At 74.7% G+C, this 22,996-nt stretch carries 19 protein-coding genes and 1 pseudogene; 12 read left to right on the top strand and 8 right to left on the bottom strand.

Going from position 1 to position 22,996, the window contains the following annotated elements:
* A pseudogene (locus tag HLB15_RS15035) lies at nucleotides 1–487 on the top strand (sacsin N-terminal ATP-binding-like domain-containing protein); the annotation flags it as partial.
* 30 nt (nucleotides 488–517) lie between these two features.
* On the opposite strand, the gene HLB15_RS15040 reads toward HLB15_RS15035, so the two are convergent.
* Nucleotides 518–754, bottom strand: coding sequence for a DUF2530 domain-containing protein (locus HLB15_RS15040; RefSeq protein ID WP_171106579.1), 237 nt, complete (start codon nucleotides 752–754; stop codon nucleotides 518–520).
* A 58-nt stretch (nucleotides 755–812) separates the two neighbouring features.
* On the bottom strand, nucleotides 813–1,364 hold the full coding sequence (locus tag HLB15_RS15045; protein WP_171106580.1) for an arsenate reductase/protein-tyrosine-phosphatase family protein: 552 nt from the start codon (nucleotides 1,362–1,364) through the stop codon (nucleotides 813–815).
* Nucleotides 1,365–1,560: 196 nt separating this feature from the next.
* Here HLB15_RS15045 and HLB15_RS24855 point away from each other — a divergent pair, with 196 nt between their 5' ends.
* The 7 genes from HLB15_RS24855 to HLB15_RS15080 all read left to right on the top strand — a co-directional run bounded on the left by HLB15_RS24855 (nucleotide 1,561) and on the right by HLB15_RS15080 (nucleotide 10,027).
* On the top strand, nucleotides 1,561–3,495 hold the full coding sequence (locus tag HLB15_RS24855) for a DUF4012 domain-containing protein (RefSeq protein WP_171106581.1): 1,935 nt from the start codon (nucleotides 1,561–1,563) through the stop codon (nucleotides 3,493–3,495).
* Nucleotides 3,496–3,610: 115 nt separating this feature from the next.
* Nucleotides 3,611–4,144, top strand: a complete 534-nt coding sequence (locus tag HLB15_RS15055; RefSeq protein ID WP_171106582.1) for a hypothetical protein — start codon at nucleotides 3,611–3,613, stop codon at nucleotides 4,142–4,144.
* A 128-nt stretch (nucleotides 4,145–4,272) separates the two neighbouring features.
* Complete coding sequence (locus tag HLB15_RS15060) at nucleotides 4,273–5,790, top strand: sugar transferase (protein ID WP_171106583.1); 1,518 nt, start codon at nucleotides 4,273–4,275, stop codon at nucleotides 5,788–5,790.
* Between the two features lie 58 nt (nucleotides 5,791–5,848).
* Entirely contained in the window at nucleotides 5,849–6,919 is a 1,071-nt protein-coding gene (locus HLB15_RS15065) for a glycosyltransferase (protein WP_171106584.1), read from the top strand.
* On the top strand, nucleotides 6,916–8,364 hold the full coding sequence (locus HLB15_RS15070) for a lipopolysaccharide biosynthesis protein (RefSeq protein ID WP_171106585.1): 1,449 nt from the start codon (nucleotides 6,916–6,918) through the stop codon (nucleotides 8,362–8,364). The genes HLB15_RS15065 and HLB15_RS15070 overlap by 4 nt, the downstream gene beginning before the upstream one ends.
* Nucleotides 8,364–9,251: a glycosyltransferase family A protein gene (locus tag HLB15_RS15075; RefSeq protein WP_171106586.1), complete on the top strand. Its 888-nt coding sequence runs from the start codon at nucleotides 8,364–8,366 to the stop codon at nucleotides 9,249–9,251. Before HLB15_RS15070 ends, HLB15_RS15075 begins: the two co-directional genes overlap by 1 nt.
* Nucleotides 9,248–10,027 (top strand): polysaccharide pyruvyl transferase family protein, encoded by a 780-nt coding sequence (locus tag HLB15_RS15080; RefSeq protein ID WP_171106587.1) that lies wholly within the window; start codon nucleotides 9,248–9,250, stop codon nucleotides 10,025–10,027. The genes HLB15_RS15075 and HLB15_RS15080 overlap by 4 nt, the downstream gene beginning before the upstream one ends.
* Nucleotides 10,028–10,057: 30 nt before the next feature.
* On the opposite strand, the gene HLB15_RS15085 is transcribed toward HLB15_RS15080, so the two are convergent.
* Nucleotides 10,058–12,400 (bottom strand): polysaccharide lyase 8 family protein, encoded by a 2,343-nt coding sequence (locus HLB15_RS15085; protein WP_171106588.1) that lies wholly within the window; start codon nucleotides 12,398–12,400, stop codon nucleotides 10,058–10,060.
* A 29-nt stretch (nucleotides 12,401–12,429) separates the two neighbouring features.
* Between HLB15_RS15085 and HLB15_RS15090 the strand changes: the two genes are divergently transcribed.
* From HLB15_RS15090 to HLB15_RS15105, 4 genes are all read left to right on the top strand, one after another.
* On the top strand, nucleotides 12,430–13,272 hold the full coding sequence (locus tag HLB15_RS15090) for a CAP domain-containing protein (protein WP_171106589.1): 843 nt from the start codon (nucleotides 12,430–12,432) through the stop codon (nucleotides 13,270–13,272).
* A gap of 183 nt (nucleotides 13,273–13,455) precedes the next feature.
* Nucleotides 13,456–13,986, top strand: a complete 531-nt coding sequence (locus tag HLB15_RS15095; RefSeq protein WP_171106590.1) for a CAP domain-containing protein — start codon at nucleotides 13,456–13,458, stop codon at nucleotides 13,984–13,986.
* 110 nt (nucleotides 13,987–14,096) lie between these two features.
* Nucleotides 14,097–16,139 carry an acyltransferase family protein gene (locus HLB15_RS15100; RefSeq protein WP_171106591.1) on the top strand — a complete coding sequence of 681 codons (2,043 nt, stop codon included), beginning with the start codon at nucleotides 14,097–14,099 and terminating at the stop codon, nucleotides 16,137–16,139.
* Between the two features lie 19 nt (nucleotides 16,140–16,158).
* Entirely contained in the window at nucleotides 16,159–17,622 is a 1,464-nt protein-coding gene (locus HLB15_RS15105) for an NCS2 family permease (RefSeq protein WP_171106592.1), read from the top strand.
* Between the two features lie 34 nt (nucleotides 17,623–17,656).
* On the opposite strand, the gene HLB15_RS15110 is transcribed toward HLB15_RS15105, so the two are convergent.
* From HLB15_RS15110 to serC, 5 genes are all read right to left on the bottom strand, one after another.
* Nucleotides 17,657–18,682, bottom strand: coding sequence for a putative endonuclease domain-containing protein (locus HLB15_RS15110; RefSeq protein WP_171106593.1), 1,026 nt, complete (start codon nucleotides 18,680–18,682; stop codon nucleotides 17,657–17,659).
* Between the two features lie 205 nt (nucleotides 18,683–18,887).
* Nucleotides 18,888–20,192, bottom strand: a complete 1,305-nt coding sequence (locus HLB15_RS15115) for an MFS transporter (protein WP_171106594.1) — start codon at nucleotides 20,190–20,192, stop codon at nucleotides 18,888–18,890.
* Nucleotides 20,189–20,635 carry a MarR family winged helix-turn-helix transcriptional regulator gene (locus HLB15_RS15120; RefSeq protein WP_171106595.1) on the bottom strand — a complete coding sequence of 149 codons (447 nt, stop codon included), beginning with the start codon at nucleotides 20,633–20,635 and terminating at the stop codon, nucleotides 20,189–20,191. The genes HLB15_RS15115 and HLB15_RS15120 overlap by 4 nt, the downstream gene beginning before the upstream one ends.
* 122 nt (nucleotides 20,636–20,757) lie before the next feature.
* A complete protein-coding gene (locus tag HLB15_RS15125; protein ID WP_229785088.1) occupies nucleotides 20,758–21,585 on the bottom strand; it encodes an MHYT domain-containing protein in 828 nt (275 codons plus the stop codon).
* Between the two features lie 159 nt (nucleotides 21,586–21,744).
* Nucleotides 21,745–22,848, bottom strand: a complete 1,104-nt coding sequence (gene serC, locus HLB15_RS15130) for a phosphoserine transaminase (protein WP_212759919.1) — start codon at nucleotides 22,846–22,848, stop codon at nucleotides 21,745–21,747.
* Nucleotides 22,849–22,996: the final 148 nt, after the last annotated feature.

Genomic DNA, 22,996 nt, shown 5'->3' on the forward strand with positions numbered 1-22,996 from the left:
CGAGGACGCGGGGCCGCTGACCCCCGCGCGGCTGCCCGCCCTCGGGCCGGCCGGCGTCACGGTCGAGGCCGTGGACGACCTCGCGGTCGCCTCCTCGCCACGCTGGGCCCAGCTCGGCCCGGTCGTGCCCGCGCCGGCCGACGTCGCGGAGGACCTCGCCGACCTGCTCGACCTGCCCTACGACGGCGACCCCGGCGTGACGCCCGACGCCCCGGGCGTGCCGACCGCGCTGGACGAGCGGGTGCGGGCGCTCGTACCGGACGCCCCCGCGACCTGGCGACGCCACGACGAGCTGACCGTCGAGGGGACGCCGGTGGCGTGGTGGGTGTCCGGGACGGACGAGGCAGCGGTGCCGCACGCGGCGTCGGCCGAGGGGCTGGCCCGCGCCCTCGCGGAGATCACGGGTGCCGACAGGCTCCTGCTCGAGGCGGCGCTGCGCGACCCGGCCCGCGCCGAACGGCTGGACGCCGAGCGCGCCTGGCCCTGACCGGGCCCCGGCGGCGCGCGCCCGCCGGGGTCAGCGGTGCCTGCGCGCCCAGAGCAGGCCGAGCCCGCCGAGGGCCATCCCCGCCGCGCAGATCCCGACCGACGCCATGCTCCCGCCCGCGGCGAACCGCAGCACGAGCGTCACCACCAGGCCGATCGCGAACAGGCCGATGCCCGCGCCGAACACCCGGAAGAGGTCGGCCCGCGGCGGAGGCGGGCTCGGCCGGCGCAGCTCCGGGTGCGCCAGCAGGGTTCGGATCGTCGGCACGTCGCCAGTCTACGGAAAAGGCCTCGTCAAGCCCGGCGGAGCGGGGGTGAAAGCGCCCTCATGCCCGCAGCGCGGACACGACCGGCGTCAGCGCCTCGCGGATCTGCTCGTACGAGCGCCGGTAGGTCGCCGCGGAGCGGCCGTACGGGTCGACGACGTCGTCGTCGTACCGGCGCCCGGCATGGCGCGGGCGCTCGGCGACGGCGGCGGGCAGCAGGGCGGCGAACCGCGCGGCGTCGTCCGCCCCGGTGACGGCCCCGGCGGGCAGCGTGCCGGCGAGCCTGCCGAGCTCGGTCAGGGTGAGGGTGCGGCGCACGGCGGCGGGCACGACCTCGACCACGCGGGCGCGGTGGGTCGTGGTGAGGGCGAGCACGAGGTCGGCCTGCTCGACGAGGCCGGGTGTGAGCAGGCGGGCCGCGAAGCCGTCGGGCGCGAACCCGTCGTCGGCCAGCAGCGCGGCCATGGGCTCGGCGACCGGGTGGCCGACGAGCGCGCCCGTCCCCGCGCTGCCGACCACGACCGAGTCGTCGAGGGCGTGGCGCAGCAGTGTCTCGACGGCGGGGGACCGGCAGATGTTGCCGGTGCAGACCGCGAGCACGGTGAACGTCATGACGGGTTCCTCTCTCGGGGCGGCACGGGCGTGGACGGCATTCTATCCGGAATGTCGCGGGATATTCCCTGGGTTTCCGGAAAGGTTGATCGAAAGGGATGGAAATTCGCGGGATAAATGCAAACGGCTGAATTCCGGCGCGCCCGGCCGGAATTCCGCGGGTAACGTGTCGCGCACCACACCGTCAGGAGGTCTGGTGACACATCCTGGATGGGGCGACAAGTGGGCGGACGTACCGGTTCTCCGGGTTCCCGACAGCCCTTTCGACACACCGCAGGAATCAGTTCCCGGGCAGGGCGCCGCCGTGCTGCCCCTGCGCAGGAGCGGCGACCCGCCGGCGCCCCGGTGGGAGAAGCCCCCGCTGCGGCGGCCGGCGTTCTGGACGCGTCGGCGCCGCCGGGTGCTCAAGGTCGCGCTCCTGGCTCTCGCCGGGCTGCTCACGGCGCTCGCGCTGGTGCTCGCGTGGGTCGTGGTCGACGCGCTACGCGCACGGTCAGCGCTCGAGCAGGCGGCGCAGGGTGTGGCCCGGCTGCACGCCGACGCCGTCGCGGGGCGCACGGACCGGCTCGACGCGGGCGTCGCCGGGCTGCAGCACCAGGCCGCCGAGGCCAGGGACGCGACGAGCGGCCCGCACTGGTCGCTCGCGGGGCGGCTGCCGGGCGTCGGGCCGACGGTCGAGGCGGTCTCGACCATGGCCGCCGTGGTCGACGGGCTCGCCGTGGGGGCGTTGCCGCAGCTCGCCGCCGTCGTCCAGGTGGCGGACCCCGCGGCGTTCGCGCCGCGCGACGGCCGCATCGACCTCGCGCCGCTCGTGCGCGTCGCCCCCGACGTCGCGCAGGCCGACCAGGCCATCGGCGACGCGCAGCAGCGGGTCGGGCGGGTCGGCGGCTCATTGATGCTGCCGCAGGTCGGACGAGCTGTGGCCGACCTCGAGCAGCAGCTCGGGGGCCTGCGCACGTCGACGGCGACGGCGGCCCGCGCCGCCGCGCTCATCCCTCCCATGCTCGGTGCCGAGGGGCCGCGGGACTACCTCGTGCTGGTGCAGAACAACGCCGAGCCGCGCGCGCTGGGCGGCATCGTCGGCACGGTGCTCGTCCTGCACGCCGACGAGGGGCGCATCGAGCTCACGCGGCAGATGCCCGCGAGCGAGGTCGGCCCCTTCGCGCGGCCGGCCGCCCCGCTGACCGACGACGAGCGGGCCGTCTTCGGGGACAAGGTCGGCCGCTGGCTGCAGAACGCGACGGCGACCCCGGACTTCCCGCGCACCGCGGAGATCGCGCGCGCCATGTGGGCACGCGAGACGGGCCAGACCGTGGACGGCGTGCTCGCCGTCGACCCGGCGGCCCTCGCCGGGATGCTGCAGGTCACGGGCCCGCTCGAGGTCACGCCCGGCAGGCGGCTCGCGGGTGCGGGCCTCGTGGGGTACCTCATCAACGGCGTGTACCTCACCGAGACGCCTGCCGGCGCCGACCGGATCTTCGCGGACGTCGCGGAGACCGCGTTCGCGTCCCTGTCGTCGGGCGCCGGGCGGGCCGGAGGCATGGTCGAGGCCCTCGCCGGCGCGGCCCGCGAGGGGCGGCTGCTCGTGTGGTCGGCCGAGCGGTCGGAGGCCGAGCTGCTCGAGGGCACGGTGCTCGGCGGCGGGCTGCGCGGGGTGGACGGTTCCCGGCCCGTCGTCGGCGTGTTCACGCACGGGCTGCAGATGGCGAAGATCGGGTACTACCTCGACACCGCCGTCGACGTCGTCGAGCGCGAGCGGCGGCCCGACGGGTCGCGCCGGTTCGACGTCACGGTCACCTACTCCTCGCGCGTCGACCCGGGCGCGGCGGCCCGGCTGCCCGACTACGTGGTGGGCCGCGGTGAGGAGGAGCCGGGCCGCATCCGCCTGCGCTCGGTGGTGTACGCACCGGCGGGAGGAATAGTCGTCGCGGCGTCCGAAAACTCCGAGAAAATCGGGTTTTCTCCGCAGAAGCACGATGAATTGTCGAGAGTATTCGATGACATAGAGCTTCATCCCGGCAAGACAGCATCTGTGACCTATGTCATCATCTCTGGGAAACACCAGGGCGGGGATGTCATTGTCCGCACCACACCAGGCCCCAGGCCGGTGAAGGTGACATTCGGGAAATGATTCCCCCTGGGCGTGTCACCGAGCTGGATATGCCGGGCGCGCAGACCGGTGCCCAGGCACCTATCACGTGCAGGTTCAACCCACTATCCAGGGGACGGAACACATGCTTCGACGCTTGTTCAGCGCCATCGCGATCGCCGCGGCGGCCGCGCTGGCACCGGCCGGTGCCGCCCACGCGGACACCGACTACAGCGAATTCCCGTGCGTCATCACCTTCGAGAGCCAGACCGTCACGGTCGGTGAGCCGTTCGACCTCACCGTGTCGTGCACCGACCTGGCGTCCACCACCGTCACCGTGCAGACCACGTTCGCCGGCCAGGCGGCGGGGGCGGGCTCGGACGTCGACGTGGCGGGCACCGACTCGGTCGAGCTCGTGCTCGACGAGGACGGGACCGCCACCGCCTCCGAGACGGTCTCGGCACCCGGTGACTACACCGAGCAGGTGTTCGCCGCGGACGGCACCCCGCTGTCCGAGACGTACACTCTCACGGCCGTCGCGGCCGGCGCCGGTGACGCACCCGGCGACGACGGGAACCTGGCGGCGACCGGGTCGACGAGCCTCCCGTACCTCGCCGCGGCGGGCGCCCTGCTGCTCGTCGGCGTCACGACGCTCGTCGTGACCCGTGTGCGGGCCCGCCGCCAGCACTGACCCGCCGGACCACCCCCAGCGGTCCCGGACAGGCGGCGCGCCGCGGCTCCTCACCCTCCCCGGTCAGGACCCGCGGCGTGCCGCCGCCCGCGCACCCCACCCGCGTGACCCCGCGTCCAGGAGCTGCCGTGACCATCGGTAACCACGTCGACCGCGAAGCAGCAGAGCTCACCACCCCGCTGGACCACCGGGCCGCCCGCCGCGCGGCCCCCCTCACCACGCCGCGCCGGCCGACGGGCGTGCCCTGGCAGGACGTCGTCGCGCGCCGGGCGCTCCTGGCCGACCTCGCCGCCGTCGTGGCCGCCGTCGCCCTCGGCTACGTGCTGCGCTTCGACCGCGAGGTGCAGGTCGACCTCGTCGAACCCCGCGGCGGCCAGTACGTGCTCATCTCCGTCGCGCTCGCCGAGGCCTGGGTCGTCGCGCTCGGGCTCGCCGGGGCGCGCAGCCCCCGCATCCTCGGCTCGGGCCGCGAGGAGTACGTGCGCGTCGCCCGCGGCACGCTCGCGCTCTTCGGGCTCGCCGCGGTCGTGTGCTATCTCGTGAAGTTCGACCTCGCGCGCTCGTACGTCGCCGTCACGCTGCCGGTCGGGCTGGCACTGCTCCTGGTCGGGCGGCGCGTCCTCGCGACCCGGCTGCACGCCGAGCGCGCGCAGGGCCGGTTCCGGCGACGCACCCTCGTCGTCGGCGCGCGGGACGCGGTGCTGGACCTGTGCCGCCGCGTCGAGCGCGCGCACGAGGCGGGCTTCGTCGTCGTGGGCGTGTGCCTGCCCGGCGGGGCGGGCGTCCCGTCCCCCGTCGACGGCGTGCCCGTCCTCGGCCGGGTCGAGGACGCCGCGGAGGCCGCGCGGGCGATCGACGCCGACGTCGTGGCCGTGACGGCGTCCGACAGCGCGACACCCACCACGCTCAAGCGCCTCGCGTGGGACCTCGAGGTCACGGGCGCCGAGCTCGTCGTCGTCCCCGCGCTGGCCGACGTCGCGAGCCCGCGGCTGCTCATCACCCCCGTCGACGGCGTGCCGGTGGTGCAGGTGTCCCCGCCGGGGTACACCGGGCTGCAGCACGCGGTGAAGCGAGTGTTCGACCTCGTCGTCGCGACGCTCCTCCTGCTCGTTGTCGCCGTGCCGCTGCTCGTGCTCGGGCTGTGCGTGCGGCTGACCAGCCCCGGGCCCGCCCTGTTCCGGCAGCAGCGGATCGGCCTCAACGGCGCCCCGTTCACGCTGTACAAGCTACGCACGATGCGGCAGGACGCCGAGGCCGACCTCGCCGACGTCCTCGACGGCGAGGTCGGCGTCTTCTACAAGCCCAAGGCCGACCCGCGGGTCACGCCGCTCGGCCGGTTCCTGCGCACGTACTCGCTCGACGAGTTCCCCCAGCTCGTCAACGTGCTGCGCGGCGACATGAGCCTCGTCGGCCCGCGGCCCCAGGTGCCGCTGGAGGTGGCGCAGTACGACGACGCGCTGCGCCGCCGGCTGCTCGTCAAGCCGGGCCTCACGGGGCTGTGGCAGGTGAGCGGCCGCAACGACCTGTCGATCGACCAGGGCACCCGCCTCGACCTCTACTACGTCGAGAACTGGAGCCTGCTCGGCGACGTCGGGATCATGCTGCGCACCGCCCGCGAGATCATCGCGCCGAGCGGCGCGTACTGAGGGGCGCGCAGCGATGGTCCAGATGCGGTCCCCCGCGCCGGACGGGACCATGAGGCCTGTGGAGCGAGGCACGGGGGCGGGCGGTGACGCGCGCCGCCGCGTCGCCCCCGACCCCCTGGCCCGCGGCGTGATCCGCGTGCTGCACGTGCTGCCCCCGCCGGACGGCACCACGCAGTACGTCGACCACATGATCGGCAGCGCGACGCCCGACGTCCGGATCCTCACCTTCACGTGGTGGCGGGCGATCTTCGGCTCCTACGACGTGCTGCACGTGCACTGGCCGGAGTTCCTCGTGCGGCAGCGCACCGCGCTCGGGCGCGCCGTCAAGCTCCTCCTCGCCTGGCTGCTCCTGCTGCGGATCGAGCTCACCGAGACGCCCGTCGTGCGCACGGCCCACAACCTCACGCCGCACGAGTCCGGCGACCGCGTCGAGCACGCCTTCCTCGCCGCGCTCGCCCGCCGCACCGAGCTGTGGATCCGGCTCAACCCCACCACCCCCCTGCCGCTCGGCGTCCGCACGGCCACCATCCCGCACGGCCACTACCGCTCCGTCTTCCCGCCCGACCCCGGCACGGCCGCCGAGCCCGGCCGCCTCGTGCAGTTCGGGCTCGTGCGCCGGTACAAGGGGATCGAGCGGCTGCTCGAGGTCTTCGCGAGCATCCAGGACCCGGGCCTGCGGCTCACGATCGCGGGCAGGCCGCAGGACGACGCGCTCGCCGCCCACGTGGCCCGGGCCGCCGCCGCCGACCCCCGCGTCACCGCCCGGCTCGAGTTCGTGCCCGACGCCGACCTCGCCCGCGAGGTGCGTCGCGCCGAGCTCGTGGTGCTGCCGTACCTGCAGATGCACAACTCCGGCGCGGCGCTGCTCGCCCTCTCGCTCGACCGGCCCGTGCTCGTGCCGCGCAGCGAGGCCACCGACGCCCTCGCCCGCGAGGTCGGCGAGGGCTGGGTGATCATGTTCGACGGCACGCTGCAGCGCGGCGACCTGCTGCGGGCGCTCGCGGCCGCCCGCCTGGTCCGGGAGCGCGGCGTGCCCCCGCACCTCGACGACCGCGACTGGGACCTCGTGGGCATCCGGCACGCCGAGGCGTACCGGCGGGTCGCGCGCACCGTCGGCCGGCTGCCGTGACGGGCACGTCCGTGGCGCCCGGCCCGACGCCGCTCGGGCGCCAGGCCGCGCGCGGCGGCGCCGTGACGATGGGCGGGCAGCTGCTCAGGGTCGCGGTCCAGGCGGTCTCCCTCGTGGTGCTCGCACGGCTTCTCGAGCCCGAGGCGTTCGGCTACCTCGCCATGGTCATGGCCCTGGTCGGCGTCGCGGAGACGGTGCGGGACGCGGGCCTGGCGAACGCCGCGATCCAGGCCCGCACGCTGTCGGACGCCGAGCGGGACAACCTGTTCTGGCTCAACACCGTGGTCGGCGCCGTGCTGACCGGGGTGGGCATCGCGTGCGCGCCGCTGGTCGCCGCGTTCTACGGCCGGCCGGAGCTGGCGGACGTCACCCGCTGGGTGTCGCTGAGCTTCCTCGTCAACAGCCTGGCGACCCAGCACCGCGCGAGCCTCGTGCGCGGCCTGCGGCTCGGGGCCGCCGCCGTCGCCGACGTCGTGGGGCCCGCGGCGGGCCTGTGCGCCGCCGTCGTCGTGGCCCTCGCGGGCGGCGGCTACTGGGCGCTCGTGGTGCAGCAGCTCGTCGCGGCGAGCGTGATGTCGGCGGGTCTCGTCCTGGCCGCCCGCTGGGTGCCCGGCCTGCCGCGGCGTGACGTGTCCGTGCGGCCGTTCGTGCGCTACGGGTCGAACCTGCTGGGCGCCCAGCTCCTCGGGTACGCGACCCGCAACATCGACACCGTGATCCTCGGCGTGCGCTTCGGCGCCGGCGTGGCCGGCCTGTACAGCCGCGTGTACCAGCTCATGGCGCTCCCGATCCGGCAGGTCACCTGGCCCGCCAACCGCGTGGCCCTGCCCGTGCTGTCCCGCGTGCAGGACGACGCCGCGCGGTACCGCGCCTACCTGCTGGCCGGGCAGACGGTGCTGCTGCACACGATCGTGCCCGCCCTCGCGCTCGCGTCCGCGCTCGCCGGGCCCGTCGTCGAGATCGTGCTCGGGGCCCGCTGGGCGGCGGCCGCGCCCGCGCTCGCCGTCCTCGCGATCGGCGGCGTGCTCGAGGCCGCGGGGTTCGCGCCGGGCTGGGTGCTGCAGTCGGCGGGGCGCACCGGGGCGCTGCTGCGCTTCACGCTGGCCACCCGGCCCGTCGTCGTGCTCGCGGTCGCCGGGGGCAGCTGGTTCGGCATGACCGGGGCGGCGCTGGGGTACGCGGCGTCGACCGCCGTCGTCTGGCCGCTCGGGCTGTGGTGGGTGGGGCGGGTGGCGGGCGCCCCCGCCCGCGCGCTGTTCGGCAACGGCGTGCGGGCGTTCGTGAGCCACGGGGCCGCCGCGGCGTGCGCCGCGCTCGTCGTCCGCCTCCTGCCCGACGGCGGACCGTGGCTCGCCGTCGCCGTCGGGGTAGCGGTGTGGGGCGCCGTCCTGGCCGCCGACCTCGACGAGGCGCGCGAGCTGGCCGCGCGGCTGTGGGCGGCGTGATGCTCGCGTTCGTCACCTCGCTGCGGCACCCGCGCAACGCCGCCGACTACGGGCGGGTCGAGGAGCTGCTGCGCACGACGCTCGGCTCGCTCACGGCGCAGACGAGCGACGAGTACCTGGTGCTCGTCGTCGGCAACCAGGAGCCCGCGTTCGCGCTGCCCGAGCGGGTGCGGTTCGTGCCCGTCGGTTTCCCGCCCCCGCGGGCCGTCGACGGCCCGCACGCCGACCGCGCGCGGTTCGTCCGGGACAAGGGCAGCAAGATCGGCGTCGGGCTGCTCGCCGCACGCGAGGCCGCGCCCGACCACGTCATGGTCGTCGACGCCGACGACTTCGTGCACCGCGACCTCGCCGCCTTCACGGCCCGCCACCGCGGGCACCCGGGCTGGGTGGTCGACGAGGGCTGGGTGTACTCGGGCGCGCGGTCGGCGTACCGCAGGCAGCCGGCCTTCCACCGCACGTGCGGCACGTGCCTCGTCGTCCCGTACGACGCCTACGGCGTGCCGGACCACCTCGACGAGACCGCCTCGCAGGACGAGGTCGTCGCCGGGTTCGGCGACCGGCTCGAGCACGTGCTCGGCGCCCACCGGCACGCGGTCGAGTGGTTCGCGCGGCACCAGGGCCGGGTGCTCGAGCCCCTGCCGTTCCGCGGCGCGGTCTACCACGTGGACACCGGCGAGAACCACTCCGGCAAGCGCCTGCGCGGGCTCGCCCGCCCGCTCGACGCCGACTTCGCCGCGTGCTACGGCCTGCCCCCGGTGCGGCGCACGACGGCGGCGCTCTGGTCCGCCGTCGGACCGCGGGCCGCCGCCGAGAGCGCGCTCGCGTTCGGGCGCCGGGCCGCCGGTCCGCTCGCCCGGCGCGTCCGCGGGGCGGTGGTCCGGGCATGACCGTCGAGGTGGTGCACTGGAACCCGCTGCGGCCCGTCGTGCCCGGGCGGCTCGGCCGGCTCGTCCCCGTGCGCCGCCGGGTGAACAACGTCGGCGACCTGCTCGGCCCCGCGCTCGTCGCGCGCCTGCTCGCCGAGCACGGCGTCGACCCCGCGCGGGGCGCCGCCCGGCGGCTGCTCACCGTCGGCTCGATCCTGCACCTCGCGGGGCCGGGCGACGTCGTCTGGGGCAGCGGGGTCAACGGCAAGGAGGCCGACCTGCCGCCCGGCCTGGACCTCGACGTGCGGGCGGTGCGCGGACCCCTCACGCACCGGCTGCTGCGCGAGGCGGGCGTCGCGGTGCCGGCCGTGTTCGGGGACCCGGCGCTGCTGTGGGGCCGGTTCTGGCCCCGGGAGGCCTACGCCGACGGCCCGTGGCGGTCGGTCGGGTTCGTGCCCAACCTGCACGACGTGCACCGCCACCGCGCGGACCCACGGGTCATCGCGCCGCAGGGGGAGCTGCACGCCGTCGTCGGGCAGATCGCGCGGTGCGACCTCGTCGTGGCGACGTCGCTGCACGGGATCGTGCTCGCCGAGTCGTTCGGCATCCCCGCGCGGCTCGTGCCGCCGTCGGCCGAGCCCATGCACAAGTACCACGACTACTACGCGGGCACGGGCCGGGCCGAGGTGCGCGTGGCGGCGTCCGTGGACGAGGCGGTCGAGCTGGGCGGCGCGCCCCCGCCCGCGTGGGACGCCGACGCGCTGCTCGCGGCGTTCCCGCTGGACCTGTGGGCGTGACGCCGCGCTCCCGGACGGTGCCCCGCCGGCTCACAGGTCGAACGTCGCGGTGACCGTCGCGCCGCGCGCGCCGCGCAGGTCGGCGACGAGGGTGATGGCGGGGGAGTGCCGCTCGACCCGGACCCGGTCGTGGGTGGCGGCGACGCCCCGGGCCGACCGCGCGATCATGACCCGCAGGTCACGGTCGAGACGCTGCGTCGGGTCCGCCAGCGCGACCGTCAGCCGTCCCTCCTCCTCGACCACGAGGACGGCGGCCGGCCGGTCGCACCGCACCCCGCCCGTCTCGGGGGCCCGCTCCTGCCAGACGTTCAGCGCCACCGTGCCGCCCCGCCGCACCGCCTGGACCGCGGGCGAGTCGGCCAGCACCTCGGTGCGCGGCGCCGCCGCCCGGGCCGCGACCTCCTGCGCCGTCGTGCCCGGCAGCAGCACGTACCCGTACCGCCCGTCGGCGGGGTCGGTGCCGTGCTCCAGCCAGACGGTCGCGAAGCCGTTCGTGCGCACCGTGGCGTCGCGGTGCGGCGCGCTGCGGTTGATGTCCGACCAGCGGCCCGTGCGGCGCTCGCGGAGCAGCCGCACGCGCTGACCCGGGCGGAACACGTAGCCGACGCCGGTGGCGGAGCCGGGCGCGGAGAGGTGCGCCCAGCGGGCGTCGTCGACGGCGGTCGGCGCGGCGGCGTCGCGCGGCACCGCCCAGCCGTCGACGAGCAGCCGCTGCGCCGGGTCGGCCAGCCGGCGGTTGTCCACGACCGTCTCGACCGGCCGCCCCGCCGCCGAGGCGATGCCCGCGCCGAGCGCGACGACCTCGTCGTCGAGCAGGAACCACGACTTCCGTCCGCGCACGGGGGCCGTCCCCTCGGCCGGCGGGTGGTCGAACGCCATGCCGATCGCGGCCAGGCTGCCGAGCGCGGCTCCGCCCGCCCAGTGCGTGCGGGGCCGGGTGCCCGCCCCGGCCGCGTCGGCAGGCGTGCCCCGGGCGACGGTCGTGCCGGGGACCCGGGTGGCGTCGACGGTGGGCCAGAAGTGGTCGTCGTAGGGGGAGCCCGGCCCGTCGTAGAGGAAGGTCGCGCCGCTGCCGGTGTACCAGCCGTGCAGGTTCTCGGCGCCGATCGACTCGTAGCCCGCGACGCGCGACGAGGACAGCGCCAGCGCCAGCACGAACCCGGGCCGCCGGTGCACCACGCGGTCCATCGCCGGGAAGACCCGCGTGCCCACGGGCGGCGGGACGCCGCCGTCCGTGTCGGGCGACACCCACGCGGCCAGGCCGGTCAGCCGCTGTGCGTCCTCGTCGTCCACCGCGCGGGCCAGCAGCCGCAGGGCCGACGCCGCGGTGCGCGCCGCCGCGCCGTCGCCCACCGATGCCCGGGCCACGTTGCGCCCGCGCACCGGGGCGAGCACCGCGCCGTCGTGCAGCCAGGGGGCGAGACCCTGGTCGACCCACCGCACCAGGTCGTCGACCGCGTCGGCAGGGGCCTGCCACGGCGTGCCGTGCAGCAGCGCGAGCACCGACGCCGCCGACGTGAGCAGCGACAGCCCGTACCCGCCGGAGTAGGGGTGCACGTCGTGCTGCAGGAACGAGCCGTCGGGACGGACGCCGTCGCCCTCGCGCACCGGACGCCAGGCCGGCGTCATGCCCCGCAACCCCGCGACCAGCGCGTCCGGGTCGTCGAGGAGCAGGGCACGCTCGACCACCACGCGCCCGGTCCAGGCCCGGTTGGCCGCCGTGTACGACGGCGCGGGCGTGCGCTCGTGGACCGTCGTCATCCAGCGGTGCAGCCGGTCGTCGCCGAGGTCGTCGTACAGCAGCAGCGACGCCGCCGTGAGCTGGAGCGGGACGCCGACCTCGCGGTCCCACCAGTTGCCCGACCCGTCCGGCCACCGGGCGTAGTCCGCGTGCAGCCGGTCGAGGTGCTCCAGGAGCAGGTCCCGCAGGCGGGGGTCGTGCTCGTGCCGCGACCCGGGCGTCGCGTACGCGCGGGCCACCCGGCGCAGCCGCTCGGCGCTGATCCGCAGGGCGACCCTCTGCTCACGGTCGGCCAGCGCGAGGTCGGTCCACCGGCCGCCCCGCCCGAGCCGGTCCAGCAGGCCCTCGGCGTCGGCGTCGACCTCCCGGACAGGACCGCCCGTCAGGCGCGCGAGCCAGCGTCGGCGCACGCCCGCGAGCGGGTGCGCGCGGTCCCGGACCGCGTCCCAGGCGAGCAGCCCGCCGGCGGCGAGGGCGGAGGCGCCGAGCGCGATCCCGCCGATCCGCAGCGCCTGGCGCCGCGTGACGGTGGGGTCGTGGTGGTCGGTGGACAGGGCCGTCTCCTCGGGGTCGCAGGTCAGCCACCATCGTGTCCGGGCCGCCGTCCCCGCGCGCGCCAAGGCATTCCGCATCGTCGTGATCGTCGGTATTGTCCGCGGTTGTGTCCCCAGCACGCCGCACGACGTCGTCCGTGACCCGCCGAGGTCTCGCCCCGCGCGGGGCGGTGGGGCGTGCCGTGCGCGCCGCCGGCGGACTCGGTGCGGTCGCCTGCCTCGCCGCGTGCGCGGGCCTGCTCGCGCCCGGCGCGGAGCCGATGCCGGCCCCCGGGGTCGCGCCCGGCGTGATCGGGGTCGCCGCGCCCGCGGAGCCGGCGCCGTCCCCGCAGGCCACGTCGGTCGGTGCGATCACGGGCGAGCACCCGGTCGAGGCCTCCGCCGTCGACGTGCGGCCCGCGCCCGGCCCGGACGACGAGAAGACGCCCGCCGGCTCGGCGTCGCGGGGCGGGGACCGTGCGCCTGCCCCGGGGAACGGACCGGGGTCCGGTACGGGAGGCGACGGGTCCGGGTCGGGTGGCGGTGCGGGCGGTGGTGCGGGTGCGGGCGGCGGGTCCGGTGCCCCTGACCTGACCGACCCCGTCGGGTACGCCGCCGCGCTCGAGGACGCCGTCAACGGGCACCGCACGGCGAACGGCCTGGCCGCGCTGACCCATGACACCTGCGCGTACGACGTCGCGCTGGAGCGCGCGCGGGACCTCGTCGGCAAGGAGCTCGCGCACGCGCCCCTCGGCCCGATCTTCGACCGGTGCCCCACCAGCGCCGTCGCCGAGAACCTCGCCAAGGGCGGCTGGTCCCCCGCGGAGGCGGCCCAGGGCTGGATGGACTCGCCGGGGCACCGCGCCAACATCCTCAACGGCGATCTCACGCGCGGCGCGATCGCGTGCGTCACGGACGGCGGCTCGGCGGCGGCCCCGGTGATGATCTGCGCCCACGTCTTCCTGGCCTGACCGCACGCCGCTCACCGCCCGGACGCGAGCCGCCCGGACGCGAGCCGCCCGGACGCTAGCCGCCCGGCAAGTGCAGAGTGTGGTCCCGTCGACCCCGCCCGGCCCGTACGGAACTCTGCACTCGGCCGGGGCGGACCGGCGTTCCGGTTGTGGGCGGGCGGGGGGCGGTGTCGAATCGTCGTCGTGCACCACGTCCCGGCCCGCCTCGCGGGGCTGCTCGTCGCGGCCGCGACCCTGCTCGCCGGCTGCACGGGGTCGGCCGCGCCCCGGGACGCCGACCCCGCGGCCGCCCCGCGTGCCACGTGGACGCCGTCCGCGACGATCGACCTCACCGACACCGGCCGGTACGCCGCCGCGCTCGAGGACGGCGTCAACGCCACCCGCGCGCAGCTCGACGTCGCGCCGCTGCAGCACGACGACTGCCTCGCCGCGGTCGCGCGGGACCGGGCGGCCGCGCTCGTCGGCGAGCCCGAGCTGGTGCACGCCCCGCTGCCGCCCGTCCAGCGCCGCTGCCCGGGGGGCACGGTCGCCGCGGAGAACCTCAGCCGCACGGCTCGGCCCCCGCAGGACGTCGTGCAGGCGTGGCTCGACTCGCCGACGCACCGGGACAACCTGGTGAGCGCGGGCCTGCTGCGCGGGGCGATCGGGTGCGTGCGCGACGGCGGCGCGGACGACGCCCCCGTGCTGGTCTGCTCGCACGTCTTCACGGGCTGAGCACCGGCTGGTCACCGGCCCGCGACGACGACGCGGACCCGGCTCCGGCACGACGCCGCATGCCGGTTAGGGTGTGAGCCGCCCACCCCGTCCAGCACGACAGGAGAACCATGGCGCAGGCGACGACCGCCGCCGTCGAGCAGCCCGCAGGCCACGCGCCCGGCGCGGGGCACGCGTTCCGTACCGACATCAACGGCCTGCGTGCCGTCGCGGTGCTCGCGGTCGTGGTGTACCACGCGGGCATCGCGGTCCCCGGCGGGTTCACGGGCGTCGACGTCTTCTACGTCATCTCCGGCTACCTCATCAGCTCGCTGCTCCTGCGGGAGGTCGACCGGAGCGGCACCGTGGACCTCGTCGCCTTCTGGACACGGCGCATGCGGCGCCTCGTCCCCGCGCTGGCGCTGGTCGTCGCGGCGACGCTGCTGGCCTGTGTCGTCCTGCTGTCACCGCTCGTGTGGGGCAGGCTCGCGGCGCACGGGGCCGCCTCGATGCTGTTCGTGTCGAACCTGCTGTTCCCGTACCAGGGACAGAACTACTTCTCCGACTCCGTCACCCCGAGCCCCTTCCTGCACACCTGGTCGCTGGGCATCGAGGAGCAGTTCTATCTCTTCTGGCCGCTGCTGGTGCTGCTCGCGGTCGGCATCGCGCGGCGCCGGCGCGTGCCCGCCCTGCGCACGCTGCGGCTGCTGTTCGCCGGCACGTTCGTCGTGTCCCTCGCGGTCTCGGTCTGGCTGACGGCGGCCGTCCCCGACTGGGCGTTCTACGTGCTGCCGACCCGCGCGTGGGAGTTCGCGGGCGCCGCCCTCGTCGCGACGCTGCCCTGGGACCGGCTCGCCGGGTCCGCCCGGGTGCGGCCGGCCCTGCTGCGCGCCCTGCTCGGCACCGCGGGCGTCGTGCTGCTGGCGCTGTCCTTCGCGGTCGTCAAGGAGACGGACCCGTTCCCCGGCACGGTCGCGCTGCTGCCCGTGGGCGGCGCGCTGCTGGTGCTCGCGGCGGGCAGCGTCCCGGCGTCGGCCACGTGGGTGGACCGGGTGCTCGGCCTGCGGCTGATGCAGCGGTTCGGCGACGTCTCCTACTCCTGGTACCTGTGGCACTGGCCGTTCGTGGTGCTCACGACCGCCGCCGTGCAGGACGACGCCGTCTGGGTCAAGGTGCTCGCCTCCCTCGCAGCGCTGGGCGCCGCTGTGGCGACGTACCGCTGGGTGGAGAACCCGGTCCGTTTCAGCCCGGCGCTGCGGACCTGGCGGCGCACCGCCGTCGTCACCCTCGTCATCGGCCTGGTCGTGGGCGGCCTGACCGTCACGACGCGCGTCGCGGGCGCCGCCGTGCTCGAGCGCGAGCCGTACGCCACGGCCGCCGCGACCCGGGTCGCCCCCTCCTACGGGTGCGACGCGAAGACCCGCACCGCGTCGGACCTCGAGGTCTGCCTGCTGGGCGACGTCGACGCCTCGACCACCGTGATGCTCCTCGGCGACTCGCACGCCATGCAGTGGATCCCCGCCTTCGACGCCGCGGCGAAGGACGCCGGCCTGCGGCTCGCCGTCCGCTGGCGTCACGGGTGCCCCGCCGCGGAGGTCCCGGTGGTGCAGCCCAGCGAGCGCGGCTCGTGCACCACCTTCCAGGAGGGGTCCCTGCGCCTCGTGGAGGACCTGCGGCCCGACGCCGTCGTCGTCGGCCAGGCCCAGATCTACGGCGGCCGCATCCAGCGCGACGACGGCACGCGCGTGCACGGCCAGGCCGCGCTCGACGTGTGGGAGACCGCGAACGACGAGCTGTTCGACCGCCTCACCGAGCTGGTCCCCACCGTCGTGGCGATCGAGGACAACCCCAAGCTCGGGCTGGACCCGCTCGAGTGCCTGACCCGCCCGTGGCCCGGCCTCGGTGACTGCAGCGTGAGCCGCGACTACGCCGAGACCTCGAACGGTGACCTGCCGCGTATCAGCGCCGAAATATGGGCCACGTACGGTGTGACCACCTGGGACGGGGTCTGGTCCGAGACCTGCGACGACACGAGGTGTCGCGTGGGCGACCTCCGGCACCCCGTGTACATGGACTACCACCACCTCAGCAGGGACTACGTGCTCAGCCAGGTCGCGTCGGTCGAGCAGATGCTCACCGCCGCCGCCCGCGGCACGTCGGGCGACAACGGGTAACGAAGAGGAGCATCGGAGCATGGCTCACGACCAGGCGCAGGCGCGCGGCGCCGTCGACCGGTTCTTCAAGATCAGCGAACGCGGTTCCACGGTGTGGACGGAGGTGCGCGGCGGGCTCGTCACCTTCTTCACGATGAGCTACATCGTCGTGCTCAACCCACTCATCCTGGGCAACGTGGCGGACGGCACGGGACAGTTCCTCGGCGGCGGCACCGACGGCGGCGACCTCACCGCCATCGCCGCGGCGACGGCGCTCGTGGCCGGCGTCATGTCGATCCTCATGGGCGTCGTCGCGAACTTCCCGCTCGCGCTCGCCGCAGGGCTCGGCCTGAACGCCGTCGTCGCGTTCTCCGTGGCGGCGCTCCCGGGCATGACCTGGGCCGACGCCATGGGCATCGTCGTCATGGAGGGCCTGGTCATCCTCATCCTCGTGGTGACCGGCTTCCGCGAGGCGGTGTTCCGGGCGGTACCGCGCGAGCTGAAGATCGCGATCAGCGTGGGCATCGGCCTGTTCATCACGTTCATCGGCGTGTACGACGCCGGGTTCGTGCGCATCCCCGCCTCGCTGGCGACGCCCACGGAGCTCGGCATGGGCGGCTCGCTCGGCGCCTGGCCGCTGCTCGTCTTCGCCTTCGGCGTGCTGCTCGCGGCCGTGCTCGTCGTGCGCAAGGTGCGCGGCGGCATCCTCATCGCGATCGTGGCCTCGACCGTGCTCGCGGTGATCGTCGAGGCCGTCGGGAACGTCGGTGCGCGCGGGGACGACAACCCGGGCGGCTGGGCGCTGAACGTCCCCGCGCTGCCCGACTCCGTGGTGCAGCTGCCCGACTTCTCGCTGATCGGCCAGTTCTCGCTGCTCGGGTCGTTCGAGGCGATCGGCCCCGTGGCCGTGATCCTGCTGGTGTTCACGCTGCTCATCGCCGACTTCTTCGACACGATGGGCACGATGGTCGCGATCGGCGGCGAGGCGAAGCTGCTCGACGAGAAGGGCAACCCGCCCCGCACCACGCAGATCCTCGTGGTCGACTCGCTGGCCGCCGTCGGCGGTGGCGTGGGCTCGGTGTCGTCCAACACGGCGTACGTCGAGTCGGCGTCCGGCGTCGGCGACGGCGCCCGCACGGGTCTCGCCGCGGTGACGACCGGCATCGCGTTCCTGCTCACGACGTTCCTGTCGCCGCTGGTCACCGTCGTGCCGCACGAGGCGGCGACGCCCGCGCTCGTGATCGTCGGCTTCCTCATGGTGGTCCAGGTGACCGGCATCGACTGGACCGACCTCGAGGTCGCCATCCCGGCGTTCCTCACGATGGTGCTCATGCCGTTCGCGTACTCGATCACCGTGGGCATCGGCGCGGGCGTCATCTCGTACGTGCTGCTCAAGGTCGCCGTCCGCAAGGCGCACAAGGTGCACCCGCTGCTGTGGGTCGCCGCGGTGCTGTTCGTCGCGTACTTCCTCCTGGGCCCGATCCGCTCGGCGTTCGGCCTCTGAGGTCGCGGCCGAGGTCCGTTCTCCGCCGACCCAGTCATCGTGCCCAGGATCCCGGGTGGATCTGGGCATGATGACTGGGTCGGCGCGTTGCGAGGCTGGGACGCTCCCAGCCGTGGGCATCCAGAGTCGCCGCGACCTCCTTGCCGATGCCGCCCGGGCGGGTGTTGTCGGCGGGCTTGAAGCGCAGCATGATCACGCGGCCCGTCGCGAGCAGCTGGTTCTGCCGAGGGGCGTCGCGGACCAGCGCCTGCGGCGTGCTGTGCGGTCCGAGCCCGTCGATCTCCACCACCAGGTAGCGCCCGTCCGGCAGCCGCCACAGGAAGTCGACGCGGGCGATGATCCGGCCTCGGTACGAGATCGCCGCCTGGACGCCGTCCGGTGGGACGCCGTTGTCGATGCAGGAGAGCCGCGCGAACGACTCGGCTGGTGACTCGGAACGCGGGTCGACCAGCGGGAACAGCTCGTGCAGCCGGGCGGCGCCGCGCCGTCGTCCGACCAGCTCGTGCAGGGCCGCCAGCCGGTCCGGGTCGAACCCGTGCGAGCGTGCGAGGTCGTCCAGCACGGCGAGCGCGTTCTGCCGGGGCAGTCGCGGCAGCGCCTGGGCGGCGGCGTGATCCAGACGGGCGACCGCCCGCCCGCTCCGGGACACCACGGGAAACGGCTTGTACTGCACCACGGGGACGCCGTACCGGGTCCGTCGCGGCGAGCCGTCCTCGCGCGCGACCTCGAGCGGGTAGTCGCGGGGCAGGCCGGCGACGCCGTGCAGGACGAGCGCGCAGCAGCCCGTCGCGACGGCGTCGGGCCCGTGCACGAGCAGGGCGAACCAGGTGCGCCACCACGCGGCATGCCGGAACCAGTCGTCCCGGACGCGGCGGTCCAGCGGCACGGGGTCCGTGTCCACGACGCCGCGCGCAGGGCTGGACCAGCGCCCCTGGCGCACCATCCGACGTCGCACGTCCCGCCCGATGCCGAGCTCCTCGCACTGGAGGACGGACAGCAGCCCGGCCTGGCGCCGAGCGAGGCGCACGGCGGCCGCCGGGACGTCGGAGGAGATGGGCACGCCACCACTCCACCAGCCGCGCGACCGGGATCACACCCCCGAGCCCCGATCTGTGGACAACCCCGCGCACACCCCCGCTGTGGGCCCCTCGGCCGCTCCCGACACCGCCGCGCCCACCCAGTCATCGTGCCCAGAAATCCGGGGAGATCTGGGCACGATGACTGGGTGGGCGCGGGCGGGCGGAGCGCGTGGGTCCGCGCGCGGCCTACGCCGCCAGCGCCTGCTTCGTCGGCTCCTGGGTCGGCTCCGGGTACGTCACCTGGAGGTACGGGCGCGGGATGCGGTGCGCGCGCGAGAGGCGGGCGCTGACGCGGACGTGCCAGGTGCGGTAGGCCCAGACCGTCGCGACGGCGGCGACCACGAACGTCGCCAGCGCCCCGATGCCGACGGCGTACCGCGGGCCGAAGGTCTCGCCGATCCAGCCGACGACCGGGGAGCCCAGCGGCGTGGTGCCGAGCAGCACCATCATGTAGATCGACATGACGCGACCGCGCACCTCCGGCGCGACCGAGAGCTGGATCGCGGCGTTCGCCGAGGTCAGCATGGTCAGCGACGCGAAGCCCACCGGGATGCACATGAGCAGGTAGCCCGTGTAGGTCGGCATGACCGCCTGGATGCCCATCGAGATCGCGAACGCGAACGCCGCGCCGAGCACGAGCCGCACGCGCGGCCGCTCCCGGCGGGCCGCCAGGAGCGCCCCGGCCAGCGAGCCGATCGCCAGGACCGACCCGAGGACGCCGTACTCGCCGGCGCCGCGGCCGAACTCGACGCGCGCCATCATGGCCGAGGTGAGCTGGAAGTTGAGGCCCAGCATCGACACCACGCCCATGACGACCATGATCACGACGATGTCGCTGCGCTCGCGGATGTAGGTGAGGCCCTCGCGGATCTGCCCCTTGGCGCGGGACGCGGTCGGCAGCGCGTGCAGGTCCCGCATGCGGGTGAGCGAGAGGATGACGGCACCGAACGCGATGCCGTTGATGACGAACACCCAGCCGGTGCCGACGGCCGCGATGAGCAGGCCGGCCAGGCCCGGGCCGATGAGGCGGGCGGCGTTGAAGTTCGTCGAGTTCAGGCCGACGGCGTTGGCCAGCCGCTGGCTCGGTACGAGCTGGGCGACGAAGGTCTGGCGCACCGGTCCGTCGACGGCGCTCACGACACCGAGGAGCGCGGCGAACACGTAGACGTGCCACAGCTCGGCCGCGCCGGACAGCACCAGCGCACCGAGCCCGAGGCCCAGGACGCCCATGCCGCCCTGCGTGATCATGAGGAGCTTGCGACGGTCGACGCGGTCGGCGAGCAGACCGGCCCACGCCGACAGGAAGATGTGCGGGATGAACTGCAGGGCGGTGACGATGCCGACGGCGACACCGGAGTTGTCGGTCAGGACGGTGAGGACGACCCAGTCCTGTGCGACGCGCTGCATCCACGTGCCGATGTTGGCGACGAGGGCGCTGGCGAACCACAGACGGTAGTTGCGGTACTTCAGGCTGGCGAAGGTTGCGCTCATCGAGCGGCGATCCGGATCAGGAGCTCGCTGGCTCCTGCAAGGATCTCTCTCTCCTCTCTGGTCAGGGTGGACAGCTGCTGGGTCAGCCAGGCGTCGCGACGTCGCCTGGTCTCGGCGACCTCGCGGGCGCCTGCTGCGGTGAGGCGGACGACGACCTGACGGCGGTCGGTCGCGTGCTCCACCTTCTCGACGAGGCCGAGCTCCGCGAGCGTGTTCACGGCCCGGGTCATCGAGGGGGGCTTGACCCGTTCGTGCTCCGCCAGCGAACCGGGGGACATCTCCCCGTGCTTCTGCAGCACGGTCAGGATCCCGAACTGGCCCTCCGGAAGGTCTGCCTCGCCACGCTCGGCGCGCAGGCGGCGAGAGATCCGGGTGAGAGCGACGCGCAGGTCGCCCCCGAGGGTGGCCGGGTTCCGGCCGGGCGTGCGGGAGCTCGACGTCATCTACAGCAGTCTAGATCATTAGCGTGGCTAACGGTACGTGGGTGTGGTCACAGCGAAGCGCCCGGCCCCCACGGGGACCGGGCGCTTCGAGCCGCTGCCGCCGGCGGCGACGTGGCGGCAGGTCAGGCCGTGCGCTGCGGCTGCGCGAACTGCCCGGTGCGCGGCTGGAGCTCCGGCACCTCGCGCGGGGCGGCGTCGAACCGGGCACCCTGCTCGGAGTGCGACTTGAGCCGGTTCTCGAACTCGGCCTGGGTGCGCAGCTCCTCCTCGGTGGGCCACAGCCCGATGCCGAGGATGAGGAGGAACGTGACGACGCTGACGCCCATCACGAGCGGTACGAGCAGCTGCATGGTGGACGCGCCCGCCGGCACGCTGTTCACGGGGTTGATCACCGAGACGCCGGCCATGCCCGTGTAGTGCATGCCGGTCACCGCGATACCCATCACCAGGGTGGCGACGATCGTGGCGAGCGTGCCGCGGATGTGGACGGTGCACCAGAGCGCCGCCGTGGCCGCGACAAGGGCGATGACGACGGACGCGACGACGAAGACGGGGTTGTACCGCACCTCCGCCGACATGTTCATCGCCTCCATGCCCATGTAGTGCATGGCGGCGACGCCGGCGCCCGCGAGGGCACCGCCGACGAGGATCGCGGGCAGGCGCCGCTTGCCCAGCTCGGTGATGAAGAGGCCCGCGCCCACGACGACGATCGCGACGGCGGCGCTCAGCAGGGTCTGGGGGACGTCGTACCGGATGGTCACACCGGACGCGGAGAAGCCCAGCATGGCGACGAAGTGCATCACCCAGATGCCGGTGCCACCGATGGCGATGGCGCCGAAGACGAGCCATGCCGCGCGTGCACCGCCCGAAGCCCCTCGGGCGCGGGACGTGCAGGCAAGGCCTGTCGCCGCGCCGGTGCACGAGATCGCGTACGCCAGCAGAGGCGTCACGATCCCGAATGTGAAGTGGTCGATCACTGGCATGGTGTTGAACAGCCCCTCGAATGGTTCCCTCTGTTGCGGAAACGTTACAGAGTTCCGGTTCCTCGGACAATACGGCGAAGCGGGCGCCGAACGGATATTGCGGACGTGATCGTCCTGGTCAACGCCTCAGAGATGGTCGACGACGTAGTCGACGCACGCGGTGAGCGCCGCGACGTCGTCGGGCTCCACGGCGGGGTACATGCCGACGCGGAGCTGGTTACGACCCAGCTTCCGGTACGCGAAGACGTCGTGCACGCCGTTGGCGCCGAGCTCGGCGACGACCCGGTCGACCGACACCTCGTCGGCGAGGTCGATCGTGCCGACGACCGTGGACCGCTCGCGCGGGTCCGCGACGAACGGTGTCGCCCACGCACGCTGCGCGGCCCACGTGTACAGGGTCTCGGCCGACGTCGCGCACCGCTTCGCCGACCACTCCAGCCCGCCCTGCGCGAGCAGCCACTCGACCTGGTCCGCCAGGAGCAGCAGCGTCGCGACGGCGGGCGTGTTGAGCGTCTGGTCCTGCCGCGAGTTGGCGACCGCCGTCGTGAGCGAGAGGAACTCCGGCACCCACCGCCCCGAGGCCTCGACCCGCTCCGCGCGCTCGACCGCCGCGGGGGAGAGGACGGCGAGCCACAGCCCGCCGTCGGCCGCGAACGCCTTCTGCGGTGCGAAGTAGTAGACGTCGGTCTGGTGCAGGTCGACCGGCAGGGCGCCGGCGCCCGACGTCGCGTCGGTGAGCACGACGGCGCCCTCCGGCCTGGCCGGGCGGGTCACGGGTGCCATCGCCCCCGTCGAGGTCTCGTTGTGCGGGGTGGCGTAGGTGTCGACGTCGTCCGCCGGCTCGAGGTAGGCCACCGTGCCCGGCTCGGCCGTGATCACCTGGGAGGGCTCGAGGAACGGCGCGCGCGACGTGGCGGCGGCGAACTTGCCGCCGAACTCACCGAACGCGGCGTGCTGCGCCCTGCGCTCCACGAGGCACAGCGTCGCGACGTCCCAGAACGCCGTCGAGCCGCCGTTGCCGAGCGCCACCTCGTACCCGTCGGGCGCGCCGAGGAGCTCCGCGACGCCCTCGCGGATGCGCCGCACGAGGTCCTTGACCGGCGGGCGCCGGTGGGAGGTGCCGAGCACGTGCGCGTTCGCCACGAGACGATCGACCTGGCCGGGACGTACCTTGGACGGGCCCGAGCCGAATCGGCCGTCGGCGGGGAGCAGGTCTGGCGGGATTGTCAGTGGCACAGAACTAGACTAGAACCAATGCCGGGAAGTTAGGGCGTTGAGGTTGGTGTCAAGATCTCGCGGTCGGTCGTGAGAGTTACCTGTATCGGGTAGGTCTTGTGGTCGATCGCGGGGCCGCGGGCGTTGTACTTGCTGATCGCGC

Origin of the sequence: Promicromonospora citrea (genome assembly GCF_013004695.1) — a bacterium.
GTDB classification, from domain to species: Bacteria; Actinomycetota; Actinomycetes; order Actinomycetales; family Cellulomonadaceae; genus Promicromonospora; species Promicromonospora citrea.

Excerpts from the sequence above, each read along its gene's own strand:
- HLB15_RS15105 (WP_171106592.1), top strand. The coding sequence starts at position 16,159 with ATGGCTCACGACCAGGCGCAGGCGCGCGGCGCCGTCGACCGGTTCTTC.
- HLB15_RS15120 (WP_171106595.1), bottom strand. The coding sequence starts at position 20,635 with ATGACGTCGAGCTCCCGCACGCCCGGCCGGAACCCGGCCACCCTCGGG.
- HLB15_RS15045 (WP_171106580.1), bottom strand. The coding sequence starts at position 1,364 with ATGACGTTCACCGTGCTCGCGGTCTGCACCGGCAACATCTGCCGGTCC.
- HLB15_RS15115 (WP_171106594.1), bottom strand. The coding sequence starts at position 20,192 with ATGAGCGCAACCTTCGCCAGCCTGAAGTACCGCAACTACCGTCTGTGG.
- HLB15_RS15080 (WP_171106587.1), top strand. The coding sequence starts at position 9,248 with ATGACCGTCGAGGTGGTGCACTGGAACCCGCTGCGGCCCGTCGTGCCC.
- HLB15_RS15075 (WP_171106586.1), top strand. The coding sequence starts at position 8,364 with ATGCTCGCGTTCGTCACCTCGCTGCGGCACCCGCGCAACGCCGCCGAC.
- HLB15_RS15085 (WP_171106588.1), bottom strand. The coding sequence starts at position 12,400 with ATGCGGAATGCCTTGGCGCGCGCGGGGACGGCGGCCCGGACACGATGG.
- HLB15_RS15100 (WP_171106591.1), top strand. The coding sequence starts at position 14,097 with ATGGCGCAGGCGACGACCGCCGCCGTCGAGCAGCCCGCAGGCCACGCG.